The sequence below is a fragment of the Alphaproteobacteria bacterium genome (assembly GCA_026400645.1).
In the GTDB taxonomy this organism is placed as follows: domain Bacteria; phylum Pseudomonadota; class Alphaproteobacteria; order Paracaedibacterales; family CAIULA01; genus JAPLOP01.
The window spans coordinates 1-15,269 of sequence record JAPLOP010000008.1 but is presented as its reverse complement, the minus strand read 5'-3'; the positions used below and the strand labels follow the sequence as shown (position 1 = coordinate 15,269).

The 15,269-nt window shown below is 45.2% G+C and carries 16 protein-coding genes; 8 read left to right on the top strand and 8 right to left on the bottom strand.

Annotated elements, in window-relative coordinates:
- Positions 1-108: 108 nt before the first annotated feature.
- From NTX76_00775 to NTX76_00765, 3 genes are all read left to right on the top strand, one after another.
- Entirely contained in the window at positions 109-537 is a 429-nt protein-coding gene (locus NTX76_00775; GenBank protein MCX7337803.1) for a metallopeptidase family protein, read from the top strand.
- 126 nt (positions 538-663) lie between these two features.
- Entirely contained in the window at positions 664-1,653 is a 990-nt protein-coding gene (locus NTX76_00770) for a lipase family protein (GenBank protein MCX7337802.1), read from the top strand.
- Between the two features lie 130 nt (positions 1,654-1,783).
- The gene (locus NTX76_00765; protein MCX7337801.1) at positions 1,784-2,803 is read left to right on the top strand and encodes a hypothetical protein; all 1,020 of its coding nucleotides are present in this window, start codon (positions 1,784-1,786) and stop codon (positions 2,801-2,803) included.
- A 78-nt stretch (positions 2,804-2,881) separates the two neighbouring features.
- On the opposite strand, the gene NTX76_00760 is transcribed toward NTX76_00765, so the two are convergent.
- Positions 2,882-4,087, bottom strand: a complete 1,206-nt coding sequence (locus NTX76_00760) for a phosphoglycerate kinase (GenBank protein ID MCX7337800.1) — start codon at positions 4,085-4,087, stop codon at positions 2,882-2,884.
- 73 nt (positions 4,088-4,160) lie between these two features.
- On the opposite strand from NTX76_00760, the gene folP reads away from it, so the two are divergent.
- From folP to NTX76_00745, 3 genes are read left to right on the top strand one after another with little or no spacing between them, the layout of a single operon-like run.
- Positions 4,161-5,024, top strand: a complete 864-nt coding sequence (folP, locus tag NTX76_00755) for a dihydropteroate synthase (protein ID MCX7337799.1) — start codon at positions 4,161-4,163, stop codon at positions 5,022-5,024.
- A 2-nt stretch (positions 5,025-5,026) separates the two neighbouring features.
- Entirely contained in the window at positions 5,027-5,257 is a 231-nt protein-coding gene (locus NTX76_00750; protein MCX7337798.1) for a hypothetical protein, read from the top strand.
- Positions 5,258-5,297: 40 nt separating this feature from the next.
- Complete coding sequence (locus NTX76_00745; protein MCX7337797.1) at positions 5,298-6,326, top strand: GGDEF domain-containing protein; 1,029 nt, start codon at positions 5,298-5,300, stop codon at positions 6,324-6,326.
- 8 nt (positions 6,327-6,334) lie between these two features.
- On the opposite strand, the gene NTX76_00740 is transcribed toward NTX76_00745, so the two are convergent.
- The 5 genes from NTX76_00740 to pdhA all read right to left on the bottom strand — a co-directional run bounded on the left by NTX76_00740 (position 6,335) and on the right by pdhA (position 11,203).
- Positions 6,335-7,048 carry a CDP-archaeol synthase gene (locus NTX76_00740; GenBank protein MCX7337796.1) on the bottom strand — a complete coding sequence of 238 codons (714 nt, stop codon included), beginning with the start codon at positions 7,046-7,048 and terminating at the stop codon, positions 6,335-6,337.
- The gene (gene uppS, locus NTX76_00735) at positions 7,008-7,676 is read right to left on the bottom strand and encodes a polyprenyl diphosphate synthase (protein ID MCX7337795.1); all 669 of its coding nucleotides are present in this window, start codon (positions 7,674-7,676) and stop codon (positions 7,008-7,010) included. Before uppS ends, NTX76_00740 begins: the two co-directional genes overlap by 41 nt.
- Before the next feature lie 260 nt (positions 7,677-7,936).
- A complete protein-coding gene (locus tag NTX76_00730; protein MCX7337794.1) occupies positions 7,937-9,166 on the bottom strand; it encodes a pyruvate dehydrogenase complex dihydrolipoamide acetyltransferase in 1,230 nt (409 codons plus the stop codon).
- A gap of 10 nt (positions 9,167-9,176) precedes the next feature.
- A complete protein-coding gene (locus NTX76_00725) occupies positions 9,177-10,178 on the bottom strand; it encodes a pyruvate dehydrogenase complex E1 component subunit beta (GenBank protein ID MCX7337793.1) in 1,002 nt (333 codons plus the stop codon).
- A 2-nt stretch (positions 10,179-10,180) separates the two neighbouring features.
- Positions 10,181-11,203: a pyruvate dehydrogenase (acetyl-transferring) E1 component subunit alpha gene (pdhA, locus tag NTX76_00720; GenBank protein MCX7337792.1), complete on the bottom strand. Its 1,023-nt coding sequence runs from the start codon at positions 11,201-11,203 to the stop codon at positions 10,181-10,183.
- A 176-nt stretch (positions 11,204-11,379) separates the two neighbouring features.
- On the opposite strand from pdhA, the gene ccsA reads away from it, so the two are divergent.
- Both ccsA and NTX76_00710 read left to right on the top strand, forming a co-directional pair.
- Complete coding sequence (ccsA, locus tag NTX76_00715) at positions 11,380-13,188, top strand: cytochrome c biogenesis protein CcsA (GenBank protein MCX7337791.1); 1,809 nt, start codon at positions 11,380-11,382, stop codon at positions 13,186-13,188.
- Between the two features lie 7 nt (positions 13,189-13,195).
- Positions 13,196-13,744 carry a DedA family protein gene (locus NTX76_00710; GenBank protein MCX7337790.1) on the top strand — a complete coding sequence of 183 codons (549 nt, stop codon included), beginning with the start codon at positions 13,196-13,198 and terminating at the stop codon, positions 13,742-13,744.
- Between the two features lie 9 nt (positions 13,745-13,753).
- Here the strand turns inward: NTX76_00710 and NTX76_00705 are convergent, their stop codons facing one another.
- Positions 13,754-14,068, bottom strand: a complete 315-nt coding sequence (locus NTX76_00705; protein ID MCX7337789.1) for a type II toxin-antitoxin system MqsA family antitoxin — start codon at positions 14,066-14,068, stop codon at positions 13,754-13,756.
- A gap of 344 nt (positions 14,069-14,412) precedes the next feature.
- Positions 14,413-15,033 (bottom strand): hypothetical protein, encoded by a 621-nt coding sequence (locus NTX76_00700; protein ID MCX7337788.1) that lies wholly within the window; start codon positions 15,031-15,033, stop codon positions 14,413-14,415.
- Positions 15,034-15,269 lie beyond the last annotated feature (236 nt).

Sequence of the window (15,269 nt, the reverse complement as noted above, 5' to 3'; positions counted from 1 at the left end):
ATTCGTTTTGTGTTTTTTTATTGCTCGTATAGGCATTTTGTTAACCTTTTTCCGCTACAGTAGTTAATAGGGGCTATTGTTACTACCATACATATACGAAGGCATCTTATGGACGCGCAAAATCTTTCTAAATATCGTACAAAAAGCATTACTTCATTGCCGGACATAGCTGATTTTTACGTGTTGGCACAGCGAACAATTGACAGTCTACCAGAAAAGTTTCAAATTTTGCTAGATTCCCTGTGTGTTAAGGTGGAAAATTTTTCAGACGAGCAAACTTTGGGTAGTCTGAAGATCAAGGATAAATATGATCTTTTGGGTTTGTATCGGGGGCTGCCTGTTTCTGCCAAAAAATCAGAAGGCTCTGTTTCTATGCCGGATTTGATCTATTTATACCGGGGGCCCCTGATTCGATATGCCCGCGATAACGGTGAAACATTGGAAAAAGTTGTGCGCCACGTGATGGTGCATGAAATTTCCTATCATTTTGGATTTACAGATTACGATGTTTCCTGGGCCGAGCAGACCAGCACATAGAGGAATCGCGTGGTTCCCAAATTAATGCTCCTACATTTTCGAATCAAATTATAAAAAATACTTGAAAACAAAAATACTGCCATTACATGTTTGACATGTTCAATTTGGCATATGGTTGTTGTTAAGATGAAAATGATTCGTTTGGTAAGGCTTTCTACCGATTTATTGTATTCGGTCACGAATTTTTTTTCTAAACCGTCTATCGTTACACCCGCATTGGATGAGGATATTGATGATTTTGATCGTTTCTGTAATCAGGCGCGTCTTATCAAAAAAGCCGTCATTGCTGCCAGTGCTGCCTATCCCAGCAATATTGATCAACGTGACAAGCTGTCCGAAATCCAAGACGTTGTTCCTTTTTATTCGGTAAAGCCGGGTCGCAAGGATTTGCCAGCAGGATTTGCCAGTCACACAATGGACAAGGCAACGGGTCGTCATAAAATCACTGTTTCCTTTCGGGGTACTGAAACCACAATAGAAGATAACGATGATTGGGCCACAAACGTTAAGTTTTGGAAATCATCCGGTTCCCAGATTGGCATCGCTGGATATGTCCACAGCGGTTTTTTGGACCGTTACCTGCAAAGTCGCGAGGCTGTTTTTTCAATCATTAATGAAATTGTAAAAAACAAAGGCTGTTCGCTTGATTCAATAGACTTTCTTTTCACGGGACACAGTTTGGGCGGGGCGCTTTCAACGCTGGCGGCCGCCGATATCAAGAATAAATACAAAAATATTGGCGGACTTGATTTGGTGACGTTTAGCTCTCCGCGTGTTGTTGATGATACAGGGGCATCTTTTATTGAAAATCTATTGGACAATCGGTCTGTTCGTATCTGGCGCAAGGGAGATCCATTCACCATGATGATACCTGGAAACGCCGTGAATTTGGGGTTTTTTACCGGATACAAACATGTTGGCCTATCCGTTCCTTTAGCCCCAGAGGAGGAGAGGTTTTCCATTAAAAATCATTCATTGTTGTCGCTGTTTTTGTCCATAAGGGGGTCTGCTTTTGCAAAAGAACCAGTCCAGCAGATACAGCCCCGTAAAGAGGTTTGGACGAAAGTAACCGAAGGGTTGAAAACAACCACAAGTCGAATGACGCGATTATTTTAGTGCCGCGCGAGTCGTATTGCATTTTTTATATTATTTTATTGTGTGTTGGATAAATATACTTGACATGCAAGCAGCCGGTCACTATATGTATGCTAAGCCGTTGGGTTCATTAATTTATTTGGAGAGAAGAATGTTTAAAATCGGAAAATTAGCCGCTGTTCTTTTGTTGTCGGCGTCGGCTATTTTTGCAGACATACCGGTTGAAATGCATGACCTTGTTGATATATCGGATGATACTTTTTTGGTTTCTCCGCGCAGTTGTGGGGCTCTTATTAGGGATGCCAGCGATTATGCTTCTGCTGCTTATAATAAGCCGGAGAGTATAGTTGATCGCAATCGAATGGCCCAAGCTGAACAAGTTTTTAATTTTTATGCAACAACACAAGAAAGAGACGGCCAGTCCGCGGGCTTTATTAGTTATAAAGTGGATGAATTAGGTCGTCATAAGATTACCATTGCTTTTCATGGTACTGAATGTTCATCTGATTGGTTAACAAATCTTTATGCCATGAAAAAATCAGGGGAAAGCATCGGAATCGATGGAAATTTTCATGGTGGTTTTTTGGATCGTTATTTACAAAGTCGGGATGTAATACGTTCCAACATCGATTCAATCATGAAGAACAATTCATTGGGTTACGATGATGTCGACTTTTGTGTTACGGGCCACAGCCTAGGGGGTGCGCTTGCAACACTTGCGGCCGCTGATATTAAAAAAGCACGCCCGGATGCAAGCCTTGATTTGGTGACTTTTAATTCTCCGCGTGTTGCTGACAAGGCTGCTGCAGAAATTATCGATTCACTGCTGGAGGATCACAGCATTCGACTTTGGAGAAAAAATGATATTGTATCCATGGTTTCCTTGGGGACACAATTATTTTTTGGGTATTTTACTGGATTTAAACATGTTGGTTTGTCTGTTGCTTTGGCTGCAGAAGAAAGCTGGAACCCACTAAAACATCATTCTTTGTCGGCAATGAAAAGGGATGCCCAATCAGACGAGCCTGTTCAAATATTGCAACACAAAGGTTTTTGGACGCAAGCTGCGGATATCGCAGCAACGATAGCGGAAGGCGTAAAATCGATAGCTGAAAACATAACAAGTGGTTTTCAGGCAGCAAAAAGTTACTGGGGTGGGTTATTCGGGTAAGCTGCAGCAACGTTTATGAAATTGCTATACCTATTCACGGCGGCTCGCGATGAACACCATCGCGGGCCGCAAGACTTTTTATTCCCCTGCTTTTTCCAAAGCAGCAACCCCGGGCAGGGTTTTCCCCTCTAACCATTCCAAGAATGCCCCGCCAGCTGTTGAGACATAGCTAAACTTGTCGGTAACACCCGCTTTCCCCAGGGATTCTACGGTTTCTCCGCCGCCAGCCACGCTAATCACCCCGCGTGTTGATGTTAAGACGGCAACGTGTTGGGCAATCTTTGTGGTGGCTTGGTCAAAGGGTGCATATTCATAGGCCCCAACAGGACCATTCCATACTATAGTGGATGCTCGATCAAGGTAGCTTTTAATTTTTTCCACCGTCAGGGGCCCGATATCAAAGACTTTTTGATCACCGGGGATTGCGTTGGCAGCCACCATATAACTGTTGGTGCCATCGTTTAAATCAGCGGCTACGACCACATCATCTGGCAAAATGATTTCGGCCTTGGATTCCGTCAAAATACGACGCGCTGTGTCTAGTAAGTTCGGCTCGAAAAGAGATTGCCCTACGTCAATTCCTTGCGCTGCCAGCATCGTATTGGCCATGCCCCCGCCAATTACAAGCGTATCTACCTTGTGGCTTAAATTGAGCAATAAATCGAGCTTTGTTGATATTTTCGATCCCCCAACAATGGCCACCACTGGATGCTTGGGTGTTGTGAGCGCTTTGTCCAGATGTTCCAATTCACCCTGCATGGCGCGCCCTGCGACAGAGGGTAAATATTGGGTGATGCTTGTTACGGATGCGTGCGCCCTGTGTGAACATGAAAAGGCGTCGTTGACATAAATATCACCAAGCTTTGCCAATTGTTCGGCGAATTCTGGATCGTTTGCTTCTTCACCTGGATAATAGCGCAGGTTTTCCAACAAAATAACGCTGCCCCAATTGGCTGCAGAAATCGCATTCTGAACGTCTTCGCCCACGCATTTATCAACAAAAATGACCGGAACCTGAAAAATGGATTCGACGGAGGATAAAATGTTTTTTAAAGAATGGGCTTTATCCCAAAGAGCAGGATCATTGTTCGGTTTTGGGCGGCCAAAGTGGGACAAAATAACAATCTTTGCCTGTGCCTTGAGGAGCTCCCGAATCGTTGGCAGTAAGCGTTCTATTCTTGTTGTGTCTGTTACTTTGTTGTTTGTAATGGGTACATTTAAATCGACGCGCAACAAAACAACTTTATGGACACAATCGATATTATTTAATGTTTGGTAAGGCATTGATTCTTCTATCATCTCTGTTACTTATATGATAAGTGTACTGAAACTATGTTTTGAAAACAATCTAAGACTTATGTGCGCTATTCAGTTTGGACAAAAAACACTCATAATGGGCATCTTGAACGTAACGCCAGATTCCTTTTCTGGGGATGGATTGATGTCGACACCTGATGTCATTAATAGCGCCATAGAACGCGCATCAAAGTTCATAGAAGCCGGTGTTGATATTCTTGATATTGGCGGGGAAAGCACGCGCCCCGGTGCCATTTATGTGCATCCCACGGAAGAAATCAACCGCGTCATTCCCGTTATTAAAATCCTTCGGGATCGTTTTTCCATTCCGTTGTCGATCGATACAACAAAAGCCGATGTCGCAAGGGAGGCTGTTCAGGCAGGGGCAACCATCATTAACGATGTTAGTGGCCTTATAACCGATCCGCAAATGGTTGATATTGTCCAGCGTAGCAAAACACACGTTGTCATCATGCATTCCCATCAGAATCAATTTATTGTGCAAAGCGATCGCGGTGGCCAATATAGATCTACCAATGGTTATGATTTTGTGGCTGAAATTGGGCATGATATTGAGAAAATGACCCTGCATGCAATTAGTCATGGCGTTCATAAAAGCCGCATCATTATTGATCCGGGCATTGGGTTTGGCAAAACGGTTGAACAAAACATACAGCTTATTTATCGCCTGGATCAGCTAAAATATATGGGGTATCCAATTCTTTTGGGGGCATCACGGAAATCCTTTATTGGTCATGCAACGGATTCTGCCGTACACAAACGTTTGGGGGGAAGCATCGCCGCTGGTGTGGTTGGTATCTTAAAGGGCGCCGATATTTTACGCGTTCATGACGTAGAAGAAACAGTTCAGGCAGCAAAATTAATCGATTGTATGACGCGGGATCCAAATTGTACGGATTCATAGACATGAAGCGAGCATATGGCTATGATCGTTTGTATCTTATAAATTATTTTAGAGAGAGTTTTAAAGTTATGATATCAAGATTGGGTATTTGGTGTGTATTGGCTCTTGGAATGGCTGCTTTCTGTCCGTCTTTTGCCGTGACGAACGACAGCACGATGATAGTGGAAGATGAGGAGGATGGCATCGAAGAATCGGTGGTCGAAGATCCTGAACATGATGGGGAAGACGACTAACTTTTTATAACGCAACCCTTCTTTAACAAAGATAGCAACCATGCTCAAGCTCGAACTGATTGAAAATCCTATCCTTGTTAAGAAGGGCTTTGGTGTGACTGCATTGCAGCCAAAAAAAGAGACCCTTAAAAAAGCCAAGCTGAGGTTGCTTTTCTTAACGGAAAAACCCTGCATAGCTTTTTCTAGAGATTTTTTGGATTGTTATGAGGTTATCACCCTCAAGAATTATTCCTATATTCACGATGTTATTCGTTTCAAAAAGGTCGACCTTGTCTTTGTTGATGCTGGTTTGCCAAATGATCAGGCATTAACGTTTCTGAGTCATCGATCCCATTCCCTGCGTTCTATGCCAACGCTGATATGGAATGAATTTTATGTCCCGATGGAGCCTTACATAGCGGCGGGCGCCAATGATTTTTATGTTGGTCTAACCGATAGCCCCTTGTTTTGGTTGAGGGTTGATAATTTTGCTAGGCAAGCCCTTCAGTCTCCTTGGCTTGAAATCAATCGATTTGGGCCGGTTCATCAAAAACAATCCAAGACTGAGCTTGCCTTTCTGGCTTATTACGATTCACTAACGGGGTTGCCCAATCGTCGATTCTTTAAAGATCGCCTTGAGGAAAAGGTTTGCTCGTTGGGTTTGGCGGCCGCAGAACACAAGAAATTTGCTGTTTTGTTCCTTGATCTGGATGGGTTTAAGGCCATTAATGATGATTATCAGCACACAGTCGGGGATTGGCTTTTAAAGCAAGTTGCATCCAGGCTTAAAAATTGCATGCGAAAAAACGATACCGTGTCCCGTTTGGGTGGCGATGAGTTTGCTGTCATTTTGGATGGCGTTGGTCGTGAATCCGTTGTTGAGACTATTGCTCATCGAATTTTATGTCGCCTGAGTAGCCCTTATGTTTACGAAGGATATTCCCTGAAAATTGGTGTCAGCATTGGGATTTCGTTGTTTCCAGTCAATGGGGAAACATACGATGACCTTATTAGTCATGCTGATTACGCAATGTATCTTGCAAAAAAATCAGGAAAAGGAAAATTTTGTTTCATGGGAATGCGGCGTTAGTCTTTTTGCTATTTTAACAACAGCAACAATCCTGTTATCAGGCTTACTAATAGCAGACTATCCAGGCGGTCCAATAATCCTCCATGGCCAGGGATCAAATTTCCGGAATCCTTTATGCCAGCGCGACGCTTGATATAAGATTCCAGTAAATCACCCATATGGGCGGATACCGACAAAATAAAAGCGGTTAACATGGGTGAGGTTGGAAATAGGGGGCTTATTTTAAAGTAAGGCTCCAGGATGACTGTAACGATGGTGGCGCCAAGAATTCCCCCCACAAATCCGGACCATGTTTTGTTAGGGCTGATTTTTGGGGCTAATTTGGGCCCTTTCAAAAAGCGACCTGTAAAATAGGCACCGATGTCAGTGGCCCATACCAAGCAAAACAACCAAAGAATCAATAATCGCCCTTCGATCCCGCGTTTTGCCAAAATAAGCATTATAAAGATCGATAAGCTTAGATAAATATACCCGCCAGTCGATAAAAGAAAACGATACAGGGGGGTCGTTGAATAAAGTGGCGGTATCTGTGACCATTCCTTAAAAAGGCCAAATAAGGCCATCAGAACCATCACATCAAACAGGGGCGGACCCTGATAGGTTACAAATATGACCGCAGGAATGGCCACAAGGGCGCTGATGACCCGTAGCCTTAATTCATTACCCTTGTCTTTTAAAACACTAATCTGTTCCATAGCGCCTTTTTCTGTGTTGATAGTCATTAATGGCTTGCTCAAAAATTTCTGGCGTAAAATCGGGCCATAATTCAGGTACAAAGACAAATTCTGTGTAGGCCATTTGCCATAATAAAAAGTTGCTAATTCTTTGTTCCCCGCTGGTGCGAATCAAAAGGTCAGGATGCGGCATGGATGCTGTATCCAGCACCCCTTCTAGGGTGGCGATATCAATAGCCTCTGGCGCAATTTCGCCCCGTTGCGCTTTGGTCGCCAATGTGCGAACAGCCCTTAAAATCTCATCACGTCCCCCGTAACTGAGGGCCAAAATAACGGTGATTGTTGTATTGTGTTGGGTTTTTATTTCTGTTTCAGCAATCAAGGTTTGTATGTCTTCTGGAAAAAGTGTCCGATCCCCAATAACGCGAACGCGAACACCCTGGGCCATGATATCTTTGATTTCAGATCCAAGGTACCATCGAAGCAACCCCATGAAATCGTTGATCCAGGCTTTGTCCCGCAGCCAATTTTCGGATGAAAACGTATACAGGGTTAGGTATTGAATCCCCATTTTGGCAGCATGTTCGGTGATTGCCCTGGCTGTGGCGGCCCCTGCGCGATGTCCTGCAATCGTTGGAAGGTGCTTCTTTTTTGCCCAACGACCATTCCCATCCATAATTATGGAAACGTGTGCGGGAATTTTTGTAGGATTGGAATCGGTGGTCAATTGAGTCTACTGAATTTATTTTTTAGTCAATACGTACTTTAATCAAACCTTAAAATCCCCATGCGCGTCAAGGAATAAGAAAATTTCAGCTTTTTGTTTATCTTGGCGTACCATGAAATTCCAATATGCCATTTTGAAATTTCATGGTATTTCCAGGAGCGTGTAGTTCGTTTCTTCGGCTTGTTCTGCTGTGATTCCCACAGAAATCCTTATGCTAGTAAGCTTAGTGGATCCTCGATCAATGATTTAAATGCTGCCAGGAATTTTGAACCAACAGTGCCATCGATAACGCGATGGTCCAAAGACAACGTACATGTCATGACCGTTGCGATGACGATTTGGCCATCTTTAACGACTGCCCGTTGTTCGCCAGCCCCAACTGCCAAGATACAGGCCTGTGGTGCATTGATAATGGCGCTGAAATTTTTAATTCCGTACATCCCCAGATTTGAAATACTGAAATTTCCCCCCTGGAATTCTTCGGGTGCCAGTTTACCGGCCCGGGCACGTTCCGCGAGGGATTTAACCTCGGCTGAGATGGTGCTAAGGGTTTTGGTTTCAGCAGATCGAACAATCGGTGTAATAAGCCCGCCATCAACGGCCACGGCGACCGAAACGTCCGCTGTTTGGTATTGACGAACAAAGGAATCATGCCAGCTGGCGTTGGCTTCCGGAACCTCTATCAAGGCTAGCGCACAGGCCCGCACAATAAAATCATTAACCGAAATTTTTTGTTTCGCATTGGGACGATTGTTCAGCTGTTGGCGCACTTCCATCAGGACATCCAAATTGCAATCGATCGTCAGATAAAAATGCGGAACTGTTTGTTTTGATTCCGTCAGACGTTTCGCAATGACTTTGCGCATATTGTTGAGTTTAATATCTGTATAGCCACCCTGAGTGACAGCGGGGGCGGGTGCCTGTGCGCGTGTTTCAACCATAGGAACGGCAATGGCACCCTCTACATCCGTTTTAACAATGCGCCCGTGTGGGCCGCTCCCGTGAATGCCGCTAACATCAACGTCGTTTTGTTGGGCAATGCGTTTTGCTAGGGGTGTGATAAATACGCGATCTCCGGAGACCTGACAAGAAGGGGCGGCAACCGGTGAAGCCGTTTCGACTTTAGCGGCGGCTGGCGCTTCTGCTGTTGGGGTGCTTGGTGCCTGAGTCATAACATCTAATGCACTGGCATCCTCGCCTTCTTCCAACAAAATCGCAATCAGCTGATTAACGGGCACGGATTCAGTTCCGGCGGGCACAAGGATTCGGCCCATGATTCCCTCGTCAGCGGCTTCGACCTCCATCGTTGCTTTGTCTGTTTCAATTTCGGCGATAACATCACCTGGTTTGACGCGGTCCCCTTCGGCTTTATTCCACTTAACAAGATTTCCTTCAGTCATTGTTGGGCTTAGGGCTGGCATCAGTACTTTAATGGGCATTTTGAAATCCTTAGTTTTTGTAACAAACTGTTTTTACAGCATTAATGATTTTTTCCGCATTCGGCAAGACAAGCTTTTCGAGGTTGGCCGCATAGGGCATAGGAACATCTTCGCTGGCTACACGCACGGGTGGGGCATCCAAATAATCAAACGCCTTTTCGCAAATCATGGTGCAAATTTCTGATCCTATGCCGGCAAATGGCCACCCTTCTTCTACGCTGACCAGGCGATTTGTCTTTTTCACAGAATTGATGATTGTTTCTGTATCCAGGGGGCGAATAGTCCGAAGGTCAATAACCTCTGCGTCGATACCAAGTGCCGCCAATTGATCAGCTGCCGCCAGGGCATGCATAACACCCATGGAAAACGATGTAATCGTGACATCCCGGCCAGGGCGAATGATGGATGCCTTTCCAATGGGAACAATATGATCAGCATCGGTTGGGGCATCAAATGAATGTCCATACATCAATTCATGTTCCAGGAAAATTACCGGATTTGGATCCCTGATTGCTGATTTTAACAACCCCTTGGCATCAGCAGCGGAATAGGGGCTAACGACCTTTAATCCCGGGCAGTGCGCATACCAGCTGGCGTAACATTGGGAATGCTGGGCGCCAACGCGGGATGCGGCGCCGTTTGGTCCCCGAAAGACGATAGAGCATTCCATTTGCCCGCCGGACATATAGCGTGTTTTGGCGGCTGAGTTTATGATGTGATCAATCGCCTGCATGGAAAAGTTAAACGTCATGAATTCAACGATTGGCTTCAGCCCCAAAAATGCTGCGCCGACATTGAGCCCAGCAAAGCCATGTTCTGTAATGGGGGTGTCGATGATTCGTTTGGGGCCAAATTCCTGAAGCAACCCCTGGCTGATTTTATAGGCCCCCTGGTATTCGGCGACTTCTTCCCCCATAAGATAGACGGTTGAATCACGGCGCATTTCTTCGGCCATGGCGTCCCTTAAGGCGTCACGAACTGTTATTTGTGGTGTTGTGTTTGATTGCGTCATGGTTATTTACACTCAGCTAGAATATCTGTATACAATTCAACCGGATCCGGTTCGGGGGAGTTTTGGGCGAATTCAACTGTTTCGGCCAGAATGTCTTTAATTTGCTTATCAAAGACTTTTAGCTGGCCCTCGTCAGCAATTTTGTTGCTCAGGATGAATGTTCGCAGGCGGTCGATGGGGTCAAAGTGTTCCTTGACGTTGTCGACTTCCTCCTTTGTGCGATACTTGGCCGGATCAGACATAGAATGTCCGCGGTACCGATATGTTTTAACATGAAGCAATACGGGGCCCTTGCCACTGCGTGCATGATCTGTGGCCCAGTCACCGGCTTCTCTCACGTCAAAAATATCCATGCCATCAACCACCCTGCCTGGAATGCCATAGGCTTCGCCCCGCAAATGAAACTCTGTGCTGGCGGATGCCCTGTGTGTGGACGTACCCATTCCATATTGGTTGTCTTCTAAAACGTAAACAACCGGCAATTTCCACAAGGCTGCCATATTGAATGATTCGTAAACTTGTCCCTGGTTAACAGCACCATCCCCAAAGTAGGTCATGCAAACGCCATTGTCCGCTTTATATTGATGGGCGAACCCAAGGCCGGTTCCCAATGAAACTTGTGCTGCCACAATTCCATGCCCGCCGAAAAAGTTTTTTTCGCGGCTGAACATATGCATGGATCCGCCCTTGCCGTGCGAATACCCGCCCATGCGACCGGTTAATTCTGCCATGACACCGCGGGGATCCATGTCACAGGCCAACATATGCCCATGGTCGCGATAACTGGTGATGACTGTATCTTGGGGTTGCATGGCGGATTGCAGCCCGACGACGACGGCTTCTTGGCCGATATATAAATGGCAAAAGCCACCGATCAGCCCCATTCCATATAGTTGACCCGCTTTTTCTTCGAATCGGCGAATCAGAACCATTGTGTAATAAGCTTTTAATAAGCTGTCCTGGGTGAATGCCCTAAGGAGATCAGCAGGGGATGACGCAGTCGGAGAGACGATATCTTTTTTCATGCTATAAGAATCTAAAATTTTAACTTTATTTATTTTATCGCTTTTTTAAGCAAAAAGCAACGCGGACACAAAAGCGATTTGCAAACACCCCAAACATTCTCTAGTGTAAAAAATCAACCTCCCTTTGTTTAAAAAGGATTCACCCCATTTTTTTCTCGCACCTCTCCTCTGCCCACATGGGTCAGCTTTTCCTTGGGATTGCCCTTTTATCATCGATATCAAATTTATTGATGACGAACCAGGTGTGGCTAAAAAGAAGCGTCCTTGGGGTGATGGTGTCCGTTGGTGGGGCCTTTATCCTGTTAGCCCAAGCCCATGTCACGTCAGATTTTTCGTACCTCAATGTGGTTGAACATTCCCACACAGCACAACCCCTGATATATAAAATTGTTGGTGTTTGGGGCAACCACGAGGGATCGATGTTGTTGTGGGTTTTGTTGTTGAGCATTACTTCGTTCGGTGCATCAAACACGCTGCCATCGGCGATCGCCATGCCCGTTGGTCGCATTCTGTCCTTTATCCTGTTGGGGTTCATCGTGTTTTTGATGATTGCGTGTGATCCTTTTGCTGTTGTGGCCCATATCCCGACAGAGGGTGCTGATCTTAATCCCCTGTTGCAGGATCCATCCCTTGTCATCCACCCGCCATTTTTGTATGCAGGGTATGTTAGCTGTGCGGTTCCATTCGCGCTTGCCCTGGTTGCCATGGTGCAGAAAAGTCCCACAATCGACTGGGCCCCCTTGATGCGACGCTGGTCGTTGATTGCATGGGTGTTTTTGACAATCGGTTTGGCCCTGGGGAGTTACTGGGCATATTACGAACTGGGGTGGGGCGGATGGTGGTTCTGGGACCCTGTGGAAAACAGCGCCCTGATGCCATGGCTTGCGTGCACGGCTTTATTCCACAGCCTTCATGTTACAATAAAAACGGGTGGGCTTGGGCGATGTTCATTGGTGTTTGGCATTGTTACGTTTGGATTGTGTTTACTGTCGGTATCGTTTGTTCGATCGGGATTGTTGGTGTCTGTTCACAGTTTTGCGTTTGATCCGGAGCGGGGGTTGTTGTTATTCGGGTTGACGGCCGTGATTGTGCTGCCAGCATTGGGATTGTGGATCAAATCTTTTTCTGGGTTGTCACAGCAAGGAACTGTGGGGCAAGCCAGGTTCATCAGCCTTGGGATGATTTTGTTTGCATGCGGGTTGGTGGCGATAGCGGCGTCGATCGTCTATCCCTTGATTATGGACCAGCTGGGCCAAGCCGTTAGTATTGGGCCATCCTATTTTCATGTCACGTTTCTGCCCTTGGTCATTCCTGTTTCAGTGTTGATGGGGATGGTGGTTTTGGGGCAGAATTTCACTGTGTCCTTTGAAAAAATCATCCCCTCAATCAGTGCTGGTTGCTTTGGATGTCTTTTGGCATACTGGACCCTTTCCACTGTTTCAGTTCTTGGCATAGTATCTGTCGGGGCATCCTTTTTCTTGATTGTTAGTATGGCCCTTTATTCCCGAAAACCTGCCCTGATGTTGGCACATGTTGGCTTGGGGTTGGCAGTGATTGGGGCTGTTTTTTCAAGCTACGGAGAGAAAGAACAGGATATCACACTGAAAGTTGGGGAACGTTGTTTTTTTAAGGGGTATTCTGTTCAGCTAGAAAGTTATGACACTATCGCTGGGCCGAATTACACGGCAATGCGTTCTGTTTTAAAAATTTACGACTCAAACGATAAAGTTGTTTCGCTTTTGAAACCTGAAACAAGATACTATTGGACACAAGATGTAACGTGTAATGAAACAGCGATTTACACAAGTTTGTTCTCTCAGCTTCATGCAACCTATAGGCAAGGGCCGCTGATAGAGGATAATTGGGGTCGTGTTTCTTTTCGGTTGCAGCATAAACCATTTATTAATCTGCTATGGTGTGGAATAGGGTTAATGGTTATTGGTGGTATTGTTGCTATTTTTTTGATGTTAATTAAAACAAGGTAGGGATCTTTTGGAACAATTTATAGATTTTGTACAAAATTGGGGATATTGGGCTGTTTTTCTGGGGTCCCTGATCGAGGGGGAGTCCGTCATCTTGACAGCCAGCGCCATGGCTTCCTTGGGATATCTTTCCATTTACAAGGTGATGGCGGTGGCTTTTTTCGGCACGCTGATTGCCGATCAGACCTTGTATATGCTGGGTCGTTATTATGGGGATGCCTTTTTAAATCGATTTCCGCGTTTCAAGGAACCGGCCGACCGCGCCTTTTCTTTGCTGCACCGATGGGATTCTTGGTTTATCCTAAGCAACCGTTTTATTTATGGCATTCGAACCATTAGCCCCTTTATTATTGGTGCGGGCGGGGTTTCACCACGACGGTTTATCCCGCTCAATTTCATAGCCGCGATTGTTTGGACGGTTGTTAGCTGTGTTGGTGGGTATCTTTTGACGGGGGCGATTCTTTCCAATTTCCATCTTATTCAGAAATATTTTCTTTTTGCTATTATCACTGTTGTTGCGCTGGTCAGTGGTTTTATGTACTGGAGGAAACGGAAGTAATGCTCGTCTTTATTGGTGAAGGGCTTCTTGTACTGCCCTTGGGTTATGCGCAATAACCCTTAATAACATTTGTGCGGGACCTTGCGGATGACGTCGTCCTTGTTCCCAATGCTGCAAGGTTCGCACGCTCACCCCAAACAAATTGGCGAATTCTTTTTGAGATAATAAATATTTTTGGCGGATCTTTTGGATTTCCGAAGGCTCAATATCGATTGTGCGCTTCTCAAGCTCAAGATTGCCACGCCTGTGAGCAAGCACTTCGTGAAGGGCTTCTGCTAAATCTGAATCCACCACTTCTAAGTTTAATGAATCTGGGAATGTCATTGTTTTTCCTTCTCATGCCGTTTTCATGAATAATCAATCAATCGTTCAGGCCCTGGATGGCCGCGTCGGGCTTCGCCCTCCTCGCCATGACGTCATGGCGAACGAACGAAGAGAGTGTGGCCATCCAGGAAACACTGATCTATAATTCATGAAAATGGTATTACGTCGAACTCAGGTTAGAATAGCATTGAGTTGCATTGCAATCTGCCTTATATATACGTCATTGGCGTATAAGTCAAGGGCACATAAACAATCGTCCCAAATCAAACACCACAACGCGAGCCCCCATCCCGAGCAATCTCATCATCAATTCTTATGGCCCCCACAGACCCCGATCCGGGCCTTCAAGCCATCTTGTTTGAGGATAAAGACCCAATAGCGGAGAAGAAAGGAACAGCGCTTGTTGAAACAACACTGCCACTATCCATGTCGTACTTCACAGATCTAGACGTTCCATCAGCTAAAACCTCTTGATAATGCAGAAAGTTTTCGTATGTTGAAAACGGAGGTCTTTTCTCATCAGGGAATCTTTTGTCTGCATCTTCTGGCAAGTGAGATGTTTCAACAATTTTCTCGAGGCCATTTTCGTCATAGACGGAAAGTTTGCTTGATGCATCTGCGCCTGTCAAAAAGAAACGTCCTGCTGGATGAAATAGACCCATGCCTTTCTTAGGTGAGTCAACAACATTAAATTTTGTCTCCAGCGTATCAATATTTAGACCCAAAATTTTTGTAGACCTACCAACCTTTATAGCCGTAAACAATAGTCCATTGGGATTATAGTGCATAGATTTCAGTTTGCCGTCTCCTCCAATACTAAAACTTTTTATGATTGAACCATCATGCTTATTCAGCATAATAATTGTGTTGCCGGCTGATAAAAAAATGTGGTCTTTTGATGTCTGATATTTATAGTATAGGTCACCAAAAGCATACGCTTCTTTAGCATCACATTTAAAGTTCATCCACCACACGGAATATCCCGTTAGGGGGTCGCAGGCATGAAATTCTAAAGGGGGTTCTTCGTCTCCGCCCCATCCCCGTGGTGAAGTAACGCTATAACGCAGTGTGCAAGTTTTTCACGAATAAATTTGCATGAGCCATGATTGCTTGTTTAGATAAAGTTGATTAAAACATTAGCTATCTAAAGGCAACCATGACCCTAGAAGATTTTATCACTCAAACTTACTGTTTTGTCGAT

Coding starts and splice junctions, on each gene's coding strand:
- NTX76_00775 (MCX7337803.1), top strand. CDS start 109: ATGGACGCGCAAAATCTTTCTAAATATCGTACAAAAAGCATTACTTCA.
- NTX76_00770 (MCX7337802.1), top strand. CDS start 664: ATGAAAATGATTCGTTTGGTAAGGCTTTCTACCGATTTATTGTATTCG.
- NTX76_00765 (MCX7337801.1), top strand. CDS start 1,784: ATGTTTAAAATCGGAAAATTAGCCGCTGTTCTTTTGTTGTCGGCGTCG.
- NTX76_00760 (MCX7337800.1), bottom strand. CDS start 4,087: ATGCCTTACCAAACATTAAATAATATCGATTGTGTCCATAAAGTTGTT.
- folP (MCX7337799.1), top strand. CDS start 4,161: ATGTGCGCTATTCAGTTTGGACAAAAAACACTCATAATGGGCATCTTG.
- NTX76_00750 (MCX7337798.1), top strand. CDS start 5,027: ATGAAGCGAGCATATGGCTATGATCGTTTGTATCTTATAAATTATTTT.
- NTX76_00745 (MCX7337797.1), top strand. CDS start 5,298: ATGCTCAAGCTCGAACTGATTGAAAATCCTATCCTTGTTAAGAAGGGC.
- NTX76_00740 (MCX7337796.1), bottom strand. CDS start 7,048: ATGACTATCAACACAGAAAAAGGCGCTATGGAACAGATTAGTGTTTTA.
- uppS (MCX7337795.1), bottom strand. CDS start 7,676: ATGGATGGGAATGGTCGTTGGGCAAAAAAGAAGCACCTTCCAACGATT.
- NTX76_00730 (MCX7337794.1), bottom strand. CDS start 9,166: ATGCCCATTAAAGTACTGATGCCAGCCCTAAGCCCAACAATGACTGAA.
- NTX76_00725 (MCX7337793.1), bottom strand. CDS start 10,178: ATGACGCAATCAAACACAACACCACAAATAACAGTTCGTGACGCCTTA.
- pdhA (MCX7337792.1), bottom strand. CDS start 11,203: ATGAAAAAAGATATCGTCTCTCCGACTGCGTCATCCCCTGCTGATCTC.
- ccsA (MCX7337791.1), top strand. CDS start 11,380: ATGGGTCAGCTTTTCCTTGGGATTGCCCTTTTATCATCGATATCAAAT.
- NTX76_00705 (MCX7337789.1), bottom strand. CDS start 14,068: ATGACATTCCCAGATTCATTAAACTTAGAAGTGGTGGATTCAGATTTA.
- NTX76_00700 (MCX7337788.1), bottom strand. CDS start 15,033: ATGAACTTTAAATGTGATGCTAAAGAAGCGTATGCTTTTGGTGACCTA.